Raw genomic sequence first — 14,500 nt, forward strand, 5'->3', positions numbered from 1 at the left:
CCGGCCTCCGTCTCAGGTTCCGGTCATCCGGCGGAAGGTCTCGTTGCCGGCGCGGAGCTCCTCATAGGTGCCCTGCGCCACGAGGCGGCCGTGTTCGAGCAGGAAGATCACGTCGCAATTCTTCACCGTGGTCAGGCGGTGCGCGATCATGATGACGGTCTTGGCGTGGCGCAGGTTGTGCACCGCCTCCATCACCGCCTGCTCCGTCAGGTTGTCGAGCGCCGAGGTCGCCTCGTCGAGGATCAGCACATCCGGATTGCGGTAAAGCGCCCGGGCAATGCCGATGCGCTGGCGCTGCCCACCCGACAGGCGCACGCCGCGCTCGCCGACATGGGTGTCATAGCCCTGCGGCAGGTCATTCATGATGAAGTCGTGCAGGTTGGCGATCCGCGCCGCCTGCTCGATCGCGGCCCGGTCCCATTTCGCGTCCGGCTCGCCGAAGGCGATGTTGGCCGCGACGCTGTCATCGACAAGGAAGATCTGCTGCGGGACATAGCCGAGCACATCCTGCCAGCGCCGCATGTTCTGCGCCGTCAGCACCGTGCCATCGACCACGACCTCGCCCGATTGCGGCGTCAGCAGGCCCAGCATGATGTCGACCGCCGTGGTCTTGCCCGCCCCGGTGCCACCGACGATGCCGACGGTCGTGTTGGCCTCGATGGCCAGCGACAGCCCGTCCAGCGTCACCCGGTCCGTCGCCGGATAGCTGAACCGGACATCGCGCAGTTCCAGCCGGTCGTGGAGGTGGATCCGCGGGCCCTTCGTCTCGGCGGCCGTCGGCGCGCCAAGCGCCATGACCTGCATGTATTCACGATGCACCGAGTCAAGCGTGGGGGCCCCCGAACGCATCCCGGTCAGCGAGTAGTAGAGAAGCTGCGCCGCCGGGAACATCCTGAGCGCCGCGAAGGCAAAGACGCCAAGCGTCGGCAGGATGCTGGAGAGCGAACCGTCCCCGGTGACCAGAAGGATCAGGATCAGCAGCAGGATGCTGCCGAAGGCGATCGTCTCGAGCAGGTAACGCGGCATCTCGCCGATCACGTTGGTGACGCTGCCGATGCGGGCGATCTCGTAGGACGGCTTCTGGAAGCGCACCAGCGAGCGCTCCTCAAGACCGAGAAGCTTGATGTCCTTGGTCGCCCCGAAGATCTCGTGCGCGATCTTGTATTTTGCCTTGTTGGCCGCGAGCCGCACCTGGCCGAGCCGCAGCAGCCGGCGGCGGAAGCCGAAGAAGATCAGGGCATAGGAACCGAGGCAGATCAGGATCGCGCTACCGGCCACCAGCGGATTGACCAAGAAGAGAAGAGTCGCGAGGAAGACCAGGGTGATCGCCTGCGCGATGATGCGCATGGCCGGGATCAGCGACCCGGAGACAACCGTGTTGACCTCGCTCAGGATCGAGCGGGACAGCTGCGCGCTGTGCCTCGACAGGAACCAGGCATAGGGCTGGCGCAGATAGCCGGCCAGCAGCCGGCCGCTGATCGAATAGTTGCGCATCTGTGCAAAGCGCGAGGTGGCGATCAGTGTCGTAGCCTTCACTACCAAGCTGAAAAGCAGCATCCCGAAGACAAGGCAGCCAAGCACGATCAGGAACTGCTTCACATCCGTCATGCCCAGCCAGTGATAGAGCGCCGCGATCCGGGCGTTCTTCTCGATCATCTCGGGATTGGCGACCACCGCCAGGAACGGCATGATCGAGGCCACGCCGATCGTGTCCACCAGCGCCATGAGGATGATGAGCCCCAGAAGCAGGTAGAAGCGGCGCCGCTCATGGGCGTTCAAGAGGTCGAACAGTTTTCGGTAAGTGGCTAGCATCTGGCTTCTTGGCGCGGAACTTCTGGACGTGAACGGGCGGCATGGCCGCCGATGCAGGGACGGGATCCCTTCTCGAAACGTATCTTGGCATAGTCAAGGCAAGCCCATGATGACGATGCCGAGAGTGGGATGTGGCGCAGGAATGTCACCCTTTCCGGTCCTCGCGGCGATGCACATGGGCAAAACGGCTCTGAGGGAGCTCCCTCCCGGCCTCTCGAGGCGTCGGTGCCGGGCGTGGAAAGCCCGGATCAGGTGCGGCAGGAATGGCCCGTCCCGACATGTGCGCACGGCGTGGCATATCTTGTCCAGTTTCGGCTTCGGGATTGCTTTCCGGCGCGCCCTCTTTCCCTGCGCTGCACAGCCAAAGCCCCGCGCCAAAATAGAACATCACATACGAGCCGGCGGCGCCCCAGATATGCACGGTGCTGAGCGAGAAGAGTAGTGCTGCCACCGAGATCACATAGCCGGTGCGGATGAGGGTCTGCTCCTCGTCGAGCCCCTTGGTGCGGACGATATCCCGCAGGCCCAGCACGATCCCGCATCCCAGGAAGACCAGCGCCACGATACCATGACGCATCATGGTGAGCAGCCAGAAGTTGTCTACTGAACTGGTTAACCAGAATGGTCGTATCCAGTCATTCAAACCTATGCCGAAGATAGGGCTGCGCCATACATTTATCATCCCGAATTCCCAGATACCAATCCTGGTCCAGGCCGAACCCGAGTTGAAGGTCAGGGTCGAGATCAGGATGGTGACGGGCGTCCGGTTGGATAGAGCGTCGATCGTTACGTAGCCGATGACGCAGAGGATGACGAAAAGCTTCCACTTCCCACGGGTAATCTGGTCCCAGAGGATCAGGATCACCTGTAGCGCAATCGCCAGGAGCGGACCCGAGGACAGCGACATGAAGCTCATGAAGGTGGAAAAGCCCATCATCGGCAGGGCTTTGGCCAGCTGGTTGCGGTAGAGGTAGAAGAAGTTCGCGACGCCAAGCGCGCAATACATGCCGAAATGGATCGGGTGTTCGAATCCCGACTGCACGCGCTCGAGTCCCATGCGCCCATAGGCGGATCCGCCCTTTCGAGCGACGTCAAAAACCGTACCCCATAGATCAGTCCAAAGGTTAATGTTGGTGTTCAGTTCAATCACGGCAGCGGGAAACAGGATCAGCATCGTGATGAACAATACCCTTAGGTAATGTCGAAAATCCGTAACGTTGCGGATCAAGGTGCGCCCGAGAAGATAGGCGCCAAAATGCTCAATGATGGTGATGCCCGAGAGCGCGATACGGGAAGTGCCATGATTGTAGGTCAGGCTGACCAAAATCCAGAATGCATAAAGCATGAAGAAGTAGTCTGCCATAAGCAGCCGTCCTGCTTTTCCGGAGACCAACCGCACGAAAAGCGGGACTGCAAGCACCAGAAGCAATAAGCGCGACAGAGTAAGTGTCAGCCCTCCAACGTACAGGAAGACAGGAATAATGACGGTCGCCAGGAACAGCGTGACCAGCGCCGGCGCGGTCGCGGCCTCGATGCGTCCGGCGAGGCCCGGCGCAGCGGCTGGCTCTGCCCCGGCGCGTCGGGGCGAGGAGATCACTCGCGTCGTCGTCATCAGATGCCCGTCTGCCTTCGGAATGCCGTCTCTCTGATCTCCGGACGGTCACACATGGAAAAATTCTGTCCTCGTCCGGCCTGTCTTAGCATGACCGGCCGTCCCGATGCAGCCCCGGAAGGACCAGGGCCCGGTCACGACCGCGTTCTGCCTGCAAACTCATCGCCTCAGCCATCTCAGGACCGGATCCACGTCGATTCCGAAGCGCTCCTGGAAGCGGATGGCGCGGGGGTGGCGGAAATCCTCCTCGACCTCGGTGCCGTCGAAGCGCACCCGGCTGGCGCGGGCCGGGATCTGGCGGACCCTTATGCCCGCCCGGATCATCGCATATTTCACCAGGCTCTCGGCATGGAGCGCTTCGTTGCGGGTCTGGCAAAGCTCGACCGCCAGCCGGCCCCGCTGGCCATAGGCGGCGATCGCCCGGGCGCCCTTGGCCACCGCGAAACGGTCGTTCATGGCGAACCAGGATTGCCAGCTGGGCAGCTGGACCAGCGCATCGGGGGCGGCGATCGCCCGCCTCACCGCCGGTGCGAGACTGTCGTGATACCGCAGGTCCGGCCGACAGAAGACGCAGATCTTCATGCCGTCCTCCAGCGCCATGCCGGTCACCATGTCGAGGGAATGCAGCTGGTGCAGAAGATTGCGCAGCGAGCGGTTGCCATCCTGCCAGAAGTCGCCATGGGCTGCGATCGTCTCGAACCAGCCGGGTTGAAGGGTATCGGGGCGCTCCAGCATCAGCCGGTCGGCCCGGAGCAGCCGGTATTCCGTCGGATCGAGCGCGCCCTTCTCACCCGATCGCGGGTTGTCGATTTCGGCCTGCTCGTAGAAATGCGCATAGACCCGGACATCGCCAAGCCGGCGGAGCGGCTCCAGCACATTGGCGGTGATGGAGGGCAGCGTGTAGCGCAACGAGCGGGTGATCCCGAAAAAGCAGATGGCCAGGCCAGGCCGCGCGCGGCTGTCAGCCCGACCCGCAGCCACGACCGCCGCAGGCAGACCCGGCCGGCTCTCCACAACGGGAGAGGAGAGCGGCATGAAGGTCCGGTCAGGTCTCGTCACGACCGGCCCCGACTCCGCGAAGGATGAGCATCGACGATGCGGCATCAAACAGTTTCACAGAAGCACCTTTGGAGAAAAGCATTCTACTGGTAACGTCGCACCGCAGATTTACAGACCATCTCTCGCGGGAGATTTTGACATCCATAGGGCCTGAGCGTGCAAATTTCATCACTGTCCCTCAAGGATACGCAATTTCATGCCGTCTCGGGCGGCCTGCGCCACCCCAACCTGCTGGTGATCGGCTGCCAGAAGGCCGGCACGACCTGGCTTCACGCGGCCCTGGCGAAATCGCGCCATTTCGCCTGCTCCTCTCCGAAGGAGCTGAACTTCTTCCTCAAGCCGGAAGCGCAGCGCGACCTTGCGGAATATCTGACGCATTTCCCTGACCGCCCCGACGCCCGCTTCGTCATGGAAAGCACGCCCGGCTATTTCCAGCTGCCCTCGAACGGGTATGACATGGCGGCCAGCATCCGCAGCACCCTGGGCAATCCGAAGCTAATCGTGATCTTCCGCAACCCGGTGGACCGCTATGAATCGGCCTATATCCACCATCTCGACAAGGGCCGCGTGCCCTATGTGAAGACCATTACCACCCTGAGCAACGACTACCAGATGCTGGAGCTCGGCCATTACGGCAGCATCCTGAAGCACTGGAAATCGGTCTTCCCCGACCTTGGCGTGTTCTTCTACGACGATCTCGAGGCCGACAACCTGCGCTTCGTCCGGTCGGTGATGGACTTCCTGGGCCTCGAAAACGATCTCGACCGGCGCACGATCAACTTCCGCCGCAACAACCGCGAACGCAAGACCCGCACCATGGCGGTTCCCCCCGAGCTTGACCTGGCGACCCGGGCCGCCCTGCGGGACTATTACCGCGACGAGATCCTGCTCCTGCAGGAGCTGACCGGCCGCGACCTCTCTCACTGGCTGCAATCCGACTGGCAGACAGGCGCGGCCCTGCGCAAGATCGGCCGGCGCCTGCGCAGGATACCCAAGTCGGTCCTGCGCCGCCTGAAGGCATGAGCGCCCCCAGAGCGGCCCCCCGGGACAGGCTGCCGCAAATCCGCCCGAATGCGATGCTCTACTCGGCCCATATTGTCTTGGGTTACGTATATCGCGATGTTTCTCGGAGCCGTCATATTGGGAAGTCTGGCCGGCTATCTCGGTGCCGGCACCGCTCTTATGCTTGGCCTGCCCCCCCTCGTCGCCGCCCTGATCCTGACGGCAGGAGGGTCGATGACAACGGTGCTGGTCATGCTCGGACAGGCCAGGCATCCCTAGATCGCACAGGAGGAGGGCAGACTGCCGCATGTGCAGCCGCACGGAGGCACAAGAAGGCTCTGTTGCCGCCCCCGGAGATTGTCAGGTCCAGCTCGCGATGTATTCTGATCCGCAGGCATTGAAGTTATTCAGGGTTTTCCACATTCGATGATCGACAGGCCCGCCCTTGGACGTCAGGACCTGCCGCGCCTTGCGGTCGTGATCCCCTGCTACAATTCCGCCGACTGGATCGGGCGGACGATCTCCTCCGTCCTCGACCAGGACTATCCCGACCTCGTCCTGATCGTCGCCGATGACGGCTCGACCGATGGCTCGGCCGAGGTCGTGCGCGGCTTCGGCGAGCGGGTGATCCTGCAGACCGGCCCCAACCGCGGCGCCTGCCATGCCCGCAACCGCGGCACCGACATCGCCAGGGCGCGAGGGGCGAGCCATATCCTCTATCTCGATGCCGATGACTGGCTGGAAGGGCCGATGCTGCTGGGCGCGGCCCGGACAGCCGCGGAAACCGGTGCCGACATCGTGCTGTCGGACATGCACCTGATCCAGTATGACGGCCGCCGCGACGAACGCTTTCTCTATTCCGGCCGGGTCGAGCCTGTCGTCTTCTTCGAGGACTGGCTGCGCGGCAAGTATTTCAACCCTTCGGCCATCCTGTGGAGCCTGCCCTTCGTCGACCGGATCGGCGGCTGGGACGAGACGCTCGCCCGGGCCCAGGACGAGGACATCTCGCTGCGCGCCATGTTCGAGAACCCGCTCATCATGAAGAACGACCACGGCGCCGCCATCCATGCACGGGTGAACCCCAACTCGGTGTCGCGCAGCGCCTCGCCCAAGGCCACGGAAAGCCGGATGCGGGTGCTGATCCAGCTGATCCACCGCCTGCCCGGCACGCCACTGGAATCGCAGAGGCGGCTTCTGGCGATCCGGCTTTACAAGCTGACCTGGGAAGCCTACCGGCTGAAGCAGTTCGAACTGGGCCGCATGGGCAAGCGCGAACTGATCGCCATCGGCTTCACCGGCAATCCGGGGCCGTTCTGGCACAGGGCGATCTCGAAACTCGTCGGCCTCGAGGCCAAGGTGCGCCTGTTCGGGCGCTGAACTCTCTCCGGATGAATATGAACAAAGACGCCAGCAAGACCCGCCTTTCGGTCGTGATCCCCTGCTACAACTCGCAGGACTGGATCGGTCGCGCCATCCAGTCCGCGCTTGATGCCGGCTGCGACGATCTCATCCTGGTCGTGTCCGACGATGGCTCCACCGATGGCTCGGCCGAAGCGGTGCGCGCCTTCGGCGACCGGGTGATCCTGCTCTCTGGTCCCAACCGCGGCGCCTGCCATGCCCGCAATGCCGGCATGGAGATCGCCAAGGCGAAGGGCGCAACCCATGTGCTGTTCCTCGATGCCGACGATTACCTCGAAGGCGACGCGCTCGCCGGCGCGGCCGAGGTCGCAGGCCGCACCGGGGCCGACATCATCCTGTCGCACAACCACATCCAGTTCGACGATGGCCGCCGGCTGGAACGCAGGGTCTATTCCGGCCAGGTCACGCCCGAGGACTTCTTCGAAGGCTGGATGACGGGCAAGCATTTCGCCCCGGTCGCGGTTCTTCTGCGCATCGACTTCGTCGAGAAGATGGGCGGATGGGACGAAAGCCTGAGCCGCGCGCAGGATACCGACCTGTTCCTGCGGATGATGTTCGAGCGCCCGGTCATCATGATGAACGACCGCGGCGCCGCGATCTACAACATGGTCAATCCCGGCTCGGTCTCGCGCAATGTCTCGCCCAAGTCGACCGAGGCGCGGATCCGCGTCATCAGCCGCCTCCTTGAGAAGATGAAAGGCACCTCCTTCGAGCCGCTGATGCCGCTGATGCTGCAGCGGCTCTATGGTGTCACCCGCGCTGCCTTCCAGATGAAGCAGACCGAGCTTGGCCGGAAGGGGGTCAAGGTGATGGCCGCCTATGGCTACCGCAAGCATCCCGGCACCCGCAGCCACAGTCTCCTGTCAAGCCTCATCGGGCTCGAGGCCAAGGTCAGGCTCTGGGGAAACTGACCCGCGTTTCGCGCGCGAAACGTCAGGGCGCGTCCTTGCCCCCTGCCCTGGCCGAGACATAGCCGAGGAAGGCCTTCTCGGCCGCGCGCAACCTGGGCCGCCCCGTCGCCACCCAGTAGCCGCGCCAGTCGGCCTCGAGCGCGTAGACATCCCAGCCCGGCGCCAGGCGGCGGGCCTCGTCCAACGCCTCGACCGAGAGCGGCGGCAGTTGCGGGCCGGCCTCCGGCCCTTCCACCACCACCGCGCGATTGGTAAAGCGGATCATGTCGCCCGGCTCTTCGGCGATCGCATAGTCCGGCAGATGATCCTCGGCGATCATCTCGCGCAGCATGGCGCGGAACACCCGGCGGGGGCTGGCCGAGCCGGATTTCTTCAGCAGCGTATCGACCGAGACGCGCCAACTCTCCTGCCGCCCGCAATGCTTGCGGGCGAGCTCATAGATCCGCCGCTCCAGAGGCTTTCTGAGGCGGAAATAGTCTCTGCTCAGCGTCAGGACCGAGCTCGACAGCACCGCGCGGAAGAGCCAGTCCGAGAGCGTCACCGCGACCGAGATCATCCGCCCGCCGCGGGTCTTGCGCACGATCTCCCAGGCCTCGATCAGGCCGAAGCCGCGGGTGACCTCGACGCCGCCGGTGGCAAGATTCGTGGTGATGCGCGTGCCCGCCAACCGCTCGAAGCTTTCGCGCAGGCGCCGGTAGGCATCGCCGCTGGTCTCGCGGTTGGTGGCCACAAGCAGGTCATGGGCGCGCAGCGTCACCGTCCGGCTGACCTGACGGCCCGCGTTCAGCGCCGCCATCAGCTGGCTGATGCAATAGATCAGGATGTCCTTGTCATGGATCGTGGCCAGCCCCTTGACCGAGGGCGTCACCGTGATCTCGACCCCGTTATGGGCATAGGCCAGCACCCGCAGGTCAGGCCTTGTGGCGAGCGAGAAGACGGGGTGTTCCATCGTCGCCATATCGTCCTTCGGCAGCGCATCGAGAATGTCGCAGACGAAGAAATCGCCCGTCGGATGACGGTCGGGCAACAGCCCGGATAGACGCATCAGGGGGCCACCGCCCCCGCCTGCCACAGCTGTCGTCATCGCCTTGCCTGTTCTTTGCGGCACCTCTGACGGGCGCCTGCGGTTCACTGCCCGATCCCGCGACCGTCCCGTTCTCGTGTTTGCCCAAGGCCAAACCGGCGGGATTCGTTTCGTGGTTTCGATGACACCCACGGTAAGGTTATCCACAGCCCCGGTCCAGCATAGCTTTCGGGGGATCGGAGTCACTGGAGCGGGGGTTCAGAGTCGCCCTATCGTGGGTTCAGAGTCACCCAGACTTCACGAGAGCAGAAATGCCCGAAGAGTTCCAAGGTGTTACCCGAAAGAGACCAGGCTTTAACAGATTCAATAACCCATCAATAACAGACAAAAAAATGCGCGACGTCCCGGATGACCACCGGCCAACCCGGTGGAAACCACAGGAATTGCTGAGAAAATAAGGGTTTTGTGCAGGCTTTTCTTCCATGTGACATGTTTTGTGGTAGATTGCCAAAAACAACGCACATGAGGCAATTTTCATGGCAAGGGACGCGGAAGAGCAGCCGCCCTATTTCAACATCTCGCCCGAAGCGGCGCTCTCCGAACTCGGGGCGCCGACGGCGACATCGGACTTTGCGGCGCTGGCCGATGCCTGTGCCCGCGGTCGCGCCGATCTTGCCAGCCGCGGCCTTGGCGAGGAAGGGCGAAAAACGCTGCGCCAGTTCTCGACCTGGGAAATCACCCGCTACCTGATCCCGGTCGCCCCCGCCCATTTCCGCCGGGTGCTGAAGCAGAACCCTGACCTGCCGCAGGGCCGCAGCGAAACCGAAAGCGGGGCGAAGTGGTTCACCCTGGACGAGGTGCTGCGGCTGCGCGCACATTTCGCCGCCGAAGGCTCGCGCGCCAAGGAATACCTGCCCTGGCGGCCGAAGGACCTGCCGGCCAAGATCGTGGCGGTCGCGAACTTCAAGGGCGGTGTCGGCAAGACCTCGACCTGCGCGCATCTGGCCATGTCGGCGGCGCTCGACGGCTACAGGGTGCTGGTGATCGATCTCGACAGCCAGGGCTCGATGACCTCGATCTTCGGCGGCAAGGTCGCCGATGAATGGGGCACGGTCTTTCCGCTGATCGCCCGCCACTACGCCACGCATCTGCGCGCCGAGAACCAGCGGCGGCTTGACCGCAACGAGACCCCCCTGCCCCTCGACGACACGCTGAGCGAGGCGCTGAAGGTCAAGGCGGACAGCCTCATCCAGAAGACCCACTGGCCGAACATTGACCTGATCGGGGCGCAGCTGAACCTCTACTGGGCCGAGTTCCAGATCCCGGTCTGGAGGATGGCGGCGCGTGGCTGGAAGCTCTGGGATGCGCTGTCGGACATCCTCGCCGATGACGGGCTCCTGGAGAGCTACGACATCGTCTTTCTCGATACGCCCCCGGCGCTCGGCTATCTCACGATCAACGGCCTCGCGGCCTCGGACATCCTTCTGGTCCCGGTCGGCGCCTCCTTCCTCGAGTTCGACTCGACGGGCCGCTTCTTCGACATGCTCCACGCCACCTTCTCCTCGATCGAGGAGGGCGAAAACCTGGCCGCCCGGGCCTTGGGGCGCGAGGAGCTGGCCTTCGAATGGGATGCGGTGCGCGCGGTCATCACTCGCTATGACGCGGGCCAGCAGGCGGAACTGGCGGGGCTGATGCAGGCCTATCTCGGCCGGGCGCTGACCCCGTTCCGACAGGATTTCACCGCGCTCATCGGTCAGGCGGGCGAAAGGATCTCGGGCATCTATGAAGCCGACTACCGCGACTTCAACCGGGAGACCTACATGCGCGGCCGCGAAACCTTCGACGAGACCTATGCCGCCTTCAAGAAGCTGCTGCTCGGCTGCTGGCGGCGCGACGAGCTGAAGGCGGAAGGAAAGCTCCTGTGAGTGCCGTAAAACAGTCTCTGATGCAGCCCTTTTCCCCATTCCGCACCGGGAGGTCCCCATGGCCAAGCGCAAACGCCTGACCCCACCGCAGGAAACCTACCTTTCCGCCGGATTAGAGACGAAAGCGATGGGCTCGCCCTTCTCGATGCGGCTCTCGCCCAGCCCGCCCCTCTCGGCCGCGCCGATCGCCCATGTCGCCGCCGAGGCGGCAGCGCTGAACGCCGCGCGCGAGATTGCCGACGAGCTGGAGGCCGCCCGCGCCGAAGGGCGGATGGTGCTGAGCCTGCCGCTCGGGGCCATCGAGTCCGATCACCTCGTCCGCGACCGGCTGGTGCAGGATGACGAGGACATGGCGGCGCTGATCGAGTCGCTCCGCGCCCGCGGCCAGCAGGTGCCGATCGAGGTCGTCGATCTGGGCGCCGGCCGCTATGGCCTGATCTCGGGCTGGCGGCGGCTGGCGGCGCTGCGCCACCTCCGGGCGGAAACCGGCGAGGCGCGCTTCGCCACCGTCCAGGCCCTGCTCCGCCGCCCCGAAAGCTCCTCCGAGGCCTATCTGGCGATGGTCGAGGAAAACGAGATCCGCGCCAATCTCGGCCATTACGAACGCGCCCGCATCGCCGCCCGTGCCGCCGAGATGGGGGTCTATCCGGACGTGCAGACGGCACTCCGCCATCTCTTCCAGTCGGCGAGCCGCGCCAAGCGGTCGAAGATCGGCAGCTTCGTTACCCTCTACCGGGCCTTGGACCCGGTGCTGCGCTTCCCTGCCGCGATCCCCGAGCGGCTGGGGCTGGCGCTTGCGCAGGCGATCGAGGCGGATGAGACCCTAACATCGCGGATTCAGGCCCTTCTGACGCAGGCCGAGGCCACGACCCCCGCCGAAGAGCAGGGCCTTCTCACCCGCGCCCTGCGCCCCGATGCGCCGCCTTCGGAAACTGGTCCGCGCCAGATCGCCCCCGGCCTCTGGCTGCAGCTTGCCGGCTCGCCCAGGAACCGCAGGCTGACGCTTTCGGGTCCGAAGCTCGACGAGGCCCTGCAGGCCCGGCTGGAGGACTGGCTGAAGTCGCAAGGCTGAGCGTTTCGCGCGCGAAACAGGCGTGTCCCTGCCACAGCTTCGGGCAAAGCGCGTGCCGGATCGCTCCTGTCACCGGTTTGTCGGGCTTTTCGCCTTTTCTTCGCCGCAGTCGGCTGGTCAATTCGCCCCGTCCGATTTGACCAGCCGAATTGCCGCCGAAGCCTGAGAGTCCTGATGCCTGCCTCCCCTGCCCTACCTGCGCGCCGCGTCCTGATCGTGGTGGAAAACCTGCCCGTGCCGCTTGATCGCCGGGTCTGGCTGGAAGCGACGACCCTGACCGCGCATGGCTACCATGTGAGCGTGATCTGTCCGACGGGGCGCGGCTGGGACAAGCTCTATGAGGAGATCGAGGGCGTCCATATCTACCGCTATCCCGAGCCGCCCGAGGCGCATTCCGGTGCGGTGGCCTATGCGCGGGAATACAGTTCGGCCCTGTGGCACATGTTCCGGCTGGCGAAGAAGGTGCGGCGCGAGCAGGGTTTCGACGTCATCCACGGCTGCAACCCGCCCGACCTGATCTTCCTTCTCGGCCTGCGCTATCGCCTGTCGGGCGTGCGCTACCTCTTCGACCATCACGACGTGAGCCCCGAGCTGTTCGAGGCCAAGTTCGGCAAGAAGGGCCTCCTCTACCGCGTCATGCTGCTTTGGGAGCGGATGACCTTCGCCACGGCTTCGGTTTCGATCGCCACCAATGAAAGCTTCCGCGACATCGCCATCCGCCGCGGCCATATGGCGCCGGAGGATGTCTTTGTCGTCCGTTCCGCCCCGCGGATCGAGAAGTTCGAGCTGCGCCCGCCGGTGCCCGAGCTGAAGAAGGGGACAAAGACCCTGATCGGCTATGTCGGCGTCATCGGCCAGCAGGAGGGGATGGACCTTCTGGTCGAGGCCGCCGACCACCTGATCCGCCAGATGGGCTACAGGGACGTGCATTTCGCCATCGTCGGCTTCGGCCCCCACCTGCCCGAGGTGGAAAAGGATGTGGCGAACCGCGGTCTGGGCGACTTCTTCACCTTCACCGGTCCGCTTTACGGCGAGGATCTGCTGCGCGTGCTCAACACCGCCGATATCGGCGTCGCGCCGGATCCGAAGAACGCGATGAACGACATCTCCACCATGAACAAGATCATGGAATACATGACGCTCGAGAAGCCCTCGGTGCAGTTTGATCTCAAGGAAGGCCGCACCTCGGCCGGCGATGCCTCGGTCTATGCCAGGGCCAATGACCCGAAGGATTTCGCGGCGAAACTCGCCTGGCTGATCGACCACCCCGAGGAGGGCCGCCGGATGGGGCAGGAGGGGCGCAAACGCGTGTTGCAGAGCCTGTCCTGGGACAGCTCGGTGCCGCATCTGCTGGCGGCCTATGACCGGATATTTGGCCGGATCGCCCGTTCCGGGTAATCTGGCGGCACATTGTTCGTTGCCAGTGGGAGAGCATCGTGACGCTCGAGGAATTTGCCGCAGAGGTTTCCCGCGATCCGCCGAATGCCTATGCGATCGAACGGGGCAGCCATTTCGACGGCTATGCCCGCGCCTGCCGGGACCTCGGGCTCGAGATGCGGCGCCCCGATCCGAAGGAGGCCGGCTTCTATCGGGGCGGGCGGCTGATCGGCGAGATGCGGGGCATGGTCCCGGACCTGACCAGCGACGCGGCGGTGGCGATCTGCAAGGACAAGACGCGCGCGCTCGACCTGCTGAAGGCCGCGGGCGTGCCGACCCCGCGCTCGCAGTATTTCCCGCCTGATACAGGCTATGACGCGGCCTTGCGCCACTGGTCGGAAGGGCAGGGCGACCGCCTCGTCGTCAAGCCGAGCGACAGCTATGGCGGCGAGGGGATCACCGTCGGCGTCGCCGATGCCGACGCCTTCCGGCAGGCCTGGGATCAGGCGCGCGCAAACCTGTCCGACCCCTCGCTGCCGATCATCCTGGAAGAGCGGGTCGACGGGCTCGACGTGCGGGCGATCGTTGTCGAGGGGCGGTTCGTCTGCGCCGTGACCCGGGTGCACGCCCATGTCGTCGGCGACGGGCAGAGCACGGTGACGGAGCTTGCAGACCGAAAGAACGAAGCACGGCGGAAGATTCCCTCGCACCGAGCCCATCCGTTGCAGGTTTCGGCGCAGGGCGAGGTCGTCCTGGCCGCAGGGCAGGTCTGGTTCCTGTCCGGGCGGGCGAATATCCATCAGGGCGGCGAGGCGGTGGATGTGACGGACAGGCTGCCGGACTCGATCCGGCGCATCGCCGAGCAGGCGGCCCTCGCCATCCCCGGCCTGGGTGTCTCGGGCGTTGACCTGATTGCCGATTTCGACTCTGGCGTCGCGAAGGTCATCGAACTGAACACCTCCTGCAACTTCGACCTGCATTACTACCCGGCCCATGGCATTGCCCGGAACCCGGCGCGGGCCGTGCTGGACTGCATGGTTACCCGCGCCGATCGCGGCGTCCTCTACCGCCCGAGACGGCCGAAGGGGCTTGCCGCGCGTCTCCGGCGTCGGTTGAAGCGCCTGTTCGGGGCCGCCTGAGCCCCTGTCTCCGGCCCCGAATCCATCTTGGCCGGGAAGGGTGGGCGGGAACCTGCCAATGCTGAAAACTCGGGCGGAGTCGGGGCCGCCCTGCGCGGGGTTTCGCTGACAACCCCCGAGAATCGCCGCCCTGCATCGGCAAGCCCTC

The 14,500-nt window shown here is 64.7% G+C and carries 12 protein-coding genes; 8 read left to right on the forward strand and 4 right to left on the reverse strand.

Annotated elements, in window-relative coordinates; translation table 11 throughout:
• Positions 1–12: 12 nt before the first annotated feature.
• The 3 genes from L0V05_RS19995 to L0V05_RS20005 all read right to left on the reverse strand — a co-directional run bounded on the left by L0V05_RS19995 (position 13) and on the right by L0V05_RS20005 (position 4,483).
• On the reverse strand, positions 13–1,812 hold the full coding sequence (locus tag L0V05_RS19995) for an ABC transporter ATP-binding protein (protein ID WP_234873267.1): 1,800 nt from the start codon (positions 1,810–1,812) through the stop codon (positions 13–15).
• 145 nt (positions 1,813–1,957) lie between these two features.
• A complete protein-coding gene (locus L0V05_RS20000) occupies positions 1,958–3,424 on the reverse strand; it encodes an O-antigen ligase family protein (protein WP_234873268.1) in 1,467 nt (488 codons plus the stop codon).
• A 159-nt stretch (positions 3,425–3,583) separates the two neighbouring features.
• Positions 3,584–4,483 (reverse strand): hypothetical protein, encoded by a 900-nt coding sequence (locus L0V05_RS20005; RefSeq protein ID WP_234873269.1) that lies wholly within the window; start codon positions 4,481–4,483, stop codon positions 3,584–3,586.
• Between the two features lie 156 nt (positions 4,484–4,639).
• Between L0V05_RS20005 and L0V05_RS20010 the strand changes: the two genes are divergently transcribed.
• The 4 genes from L0V05_RS20010 to L0V05_RS20025 all read left to right on the forward strand — a co-directional run bounded on the left by L0V05_RS20010 (position 4,640) and on the right by L0V05_RS20025 (position 7,815).
• The gene (locus tag L0V05_RS20010) at positions 4,640–5,506 is read left to right on the forward strand and encodes a sulfotransferase family protein (protein WP_234873270.1); all 867 of its coding nucleotides are present in this window, start codon (positions 4,640–4,642) and stop codon (positions 5,504–5,506) included.
• A 117-nt stretch (positions 5,507–5,623) separates the two neighbouring features.
• Entirely contained in the window at positions 5,624–5,764 is a 141-nt protein-coding gene (locus tag L0V05_RS20015; protein ID WP_234873271.1) for a hypothetical protein, read from the forward strand.
• Positions 5,765–5,911: 147 nt separating this feature from the next.
• Positions 5,912–6,862, forward strand: coding sequence for a glycosyltransferase family 2 protein (locus L0V05_RS20020; protein WP_234873272.1), 951 nt, complete (start codon positions 5,912–5,914; stop codon positions 6,860–6,862).
• 17 nt (positions 6,863–6,879) lie between these two features.
• On the forward strand, positions 6,880–7,815 hold the full coding sequence (locus L0V05_RS20025; RefSeq protein ID WP_234873273.1) for a glycosyltransferase family 2 protein: 936 nt from the start codon (positions 6,880–6,882) through the stop codon (positions 7,813–7,815).
• A gap of 22 nt (positions 7,816–7,837) precedes the next feature.
• On the opposite strand, the gene L0V05_RS20030 is transcribed toward L0V05_RS20025, so the two are convergent.
• Positions 7,838–8,860: a replication initiator protein A gene (locus tag L0V05_RS20030; protein ID WP_234873274.1), complete on the reverse strand. Its 1,023-nt coding sequence runs from the start codon at positions 8,858–8,860 to the stop codon at positions 7,838–7,840.
• A 515-nt stretch (positions 8,861–9,375) separates the two neighbouring features.
• On the opposite strand from L0V05_RS20030, the gene L0V05_RS20035 reads away from it, so the two are divergent.
• The 4 genes from L0V05_RS20035 (at position 9,376) to L0V05_RS20050 (ending at position 14,352) form a co-directional block, all read left to right on the forward strand.
• Positions 9,376–10,764, forward strand: coding sequence for an AAA family ATPase (locus L0V05_RS20035; RefSeq protein ID WP_234873275.1), 1,389 nt, complete (start codon positions 9,376–9,378; stop codon positions 10,762–10,764).
• Between the two features lie 58 nt (positions 10,765–10,822).
• A complete protein-coding gene (locus L0V05_RS20040) occupies positions 10,823–11,836 on the forward strand; it encodes a ParB N-terminal domain-containing protein (RefSeq protein ID WP_234873276.1) in 1,014 nt (337 codons plus the stop codon).
• Positions 11,837–12,010: 174 nt separating this feature from the next.
• Entirely contained in the window at positions 12,011–13,234 is a 1,224-nt protein-coding gene (locus L0V05_RS20045; protein WP_234873277.1) for a glycosyltransferase family 4 protein, read from the forward strand.
• A 38-nt stretch (positions 13,235–13,272) separates the two neighbouring features.
• On the forward strand, positions 13,273–14,352 hold the full coding sequence (locus L0V05_RS20050) for an ATP-grasp domain-containing protein (protein ID WP_234873278.1): 1,080 nt from the start codon (positions 13,273–13,275) through the stop codon (positions 14,350–14,352).
• Positions 14,353–14,500 lie beyond the last annotated feature (148 nt).

The organism is Alitabrizicola rongguiensis (assembly GCF_021491355.1).
GTDB classification, from domain to species: domain Bacteria; phylum Pseudomonadota; class Alphaproteobacteria; order Rhodobacterales; family Rhodobacteraceae; genus Aliitabrizicola; species Aliitabrizicola rongguiensis.

Coding starts and splice junctions, on each gene's coding strand:
- L0V05_RS19995 (WP_234873267.1), bottom strand. CDS start 1,812: ATGCTAGCCACTTACCGAAAACTGTTCGACCTCTTGAACGCCCATGAG.
- L0V05_RS20000 (WP_234873268.1), bottom strand. CDS start 3,424: ATGACGACGACGCGAGTGATCTCCTCGCCCCGACGCGCCGGGGCAGAG.
- L0V05_RS20020 (WP_234873272.1), top strand. CDS start 5,912: ATGATCGACAGGCCCGCCCTTGGACGTCAGGACCTGCCGCGCCTTGCG.
- L0V05_RS20025 (WP_234873273.1), top strand. CDS start 6,880: ATGAACAAAGACGCCAGCAAGACCCGCCTTTCGGTCGTGATCCCCTGC.
- L0V05_RS20030 (WP_234873274.1), bottom strand. CDS start 8,860: ATGCGTCTATCCGGGCTGTTGCCCGACCGTCATCCGACGGGCGATTTC.
- L0V05_RS20035 (WP_234873275.1), top strand. CDS start 9,376: ATGGCAAGGGACGCGGAAGAGCAGCCGCCCTATTTCAACATCTCGCCC.
- L0V05_RS20040 (WP_234873276.1), top strand. CDS start 10,823: ATGGCCAAGCGCAAACGCCTGACCCCACCGCAGGAAACCTACCTTTCC.
- L0V05_RS20045 (WP_234873277.1), top strand. CDS start 12,011: ATGCCTGCCTCCCCTGCCCTACCTGCGCGCCGCGTCCTGATCGTGGTG.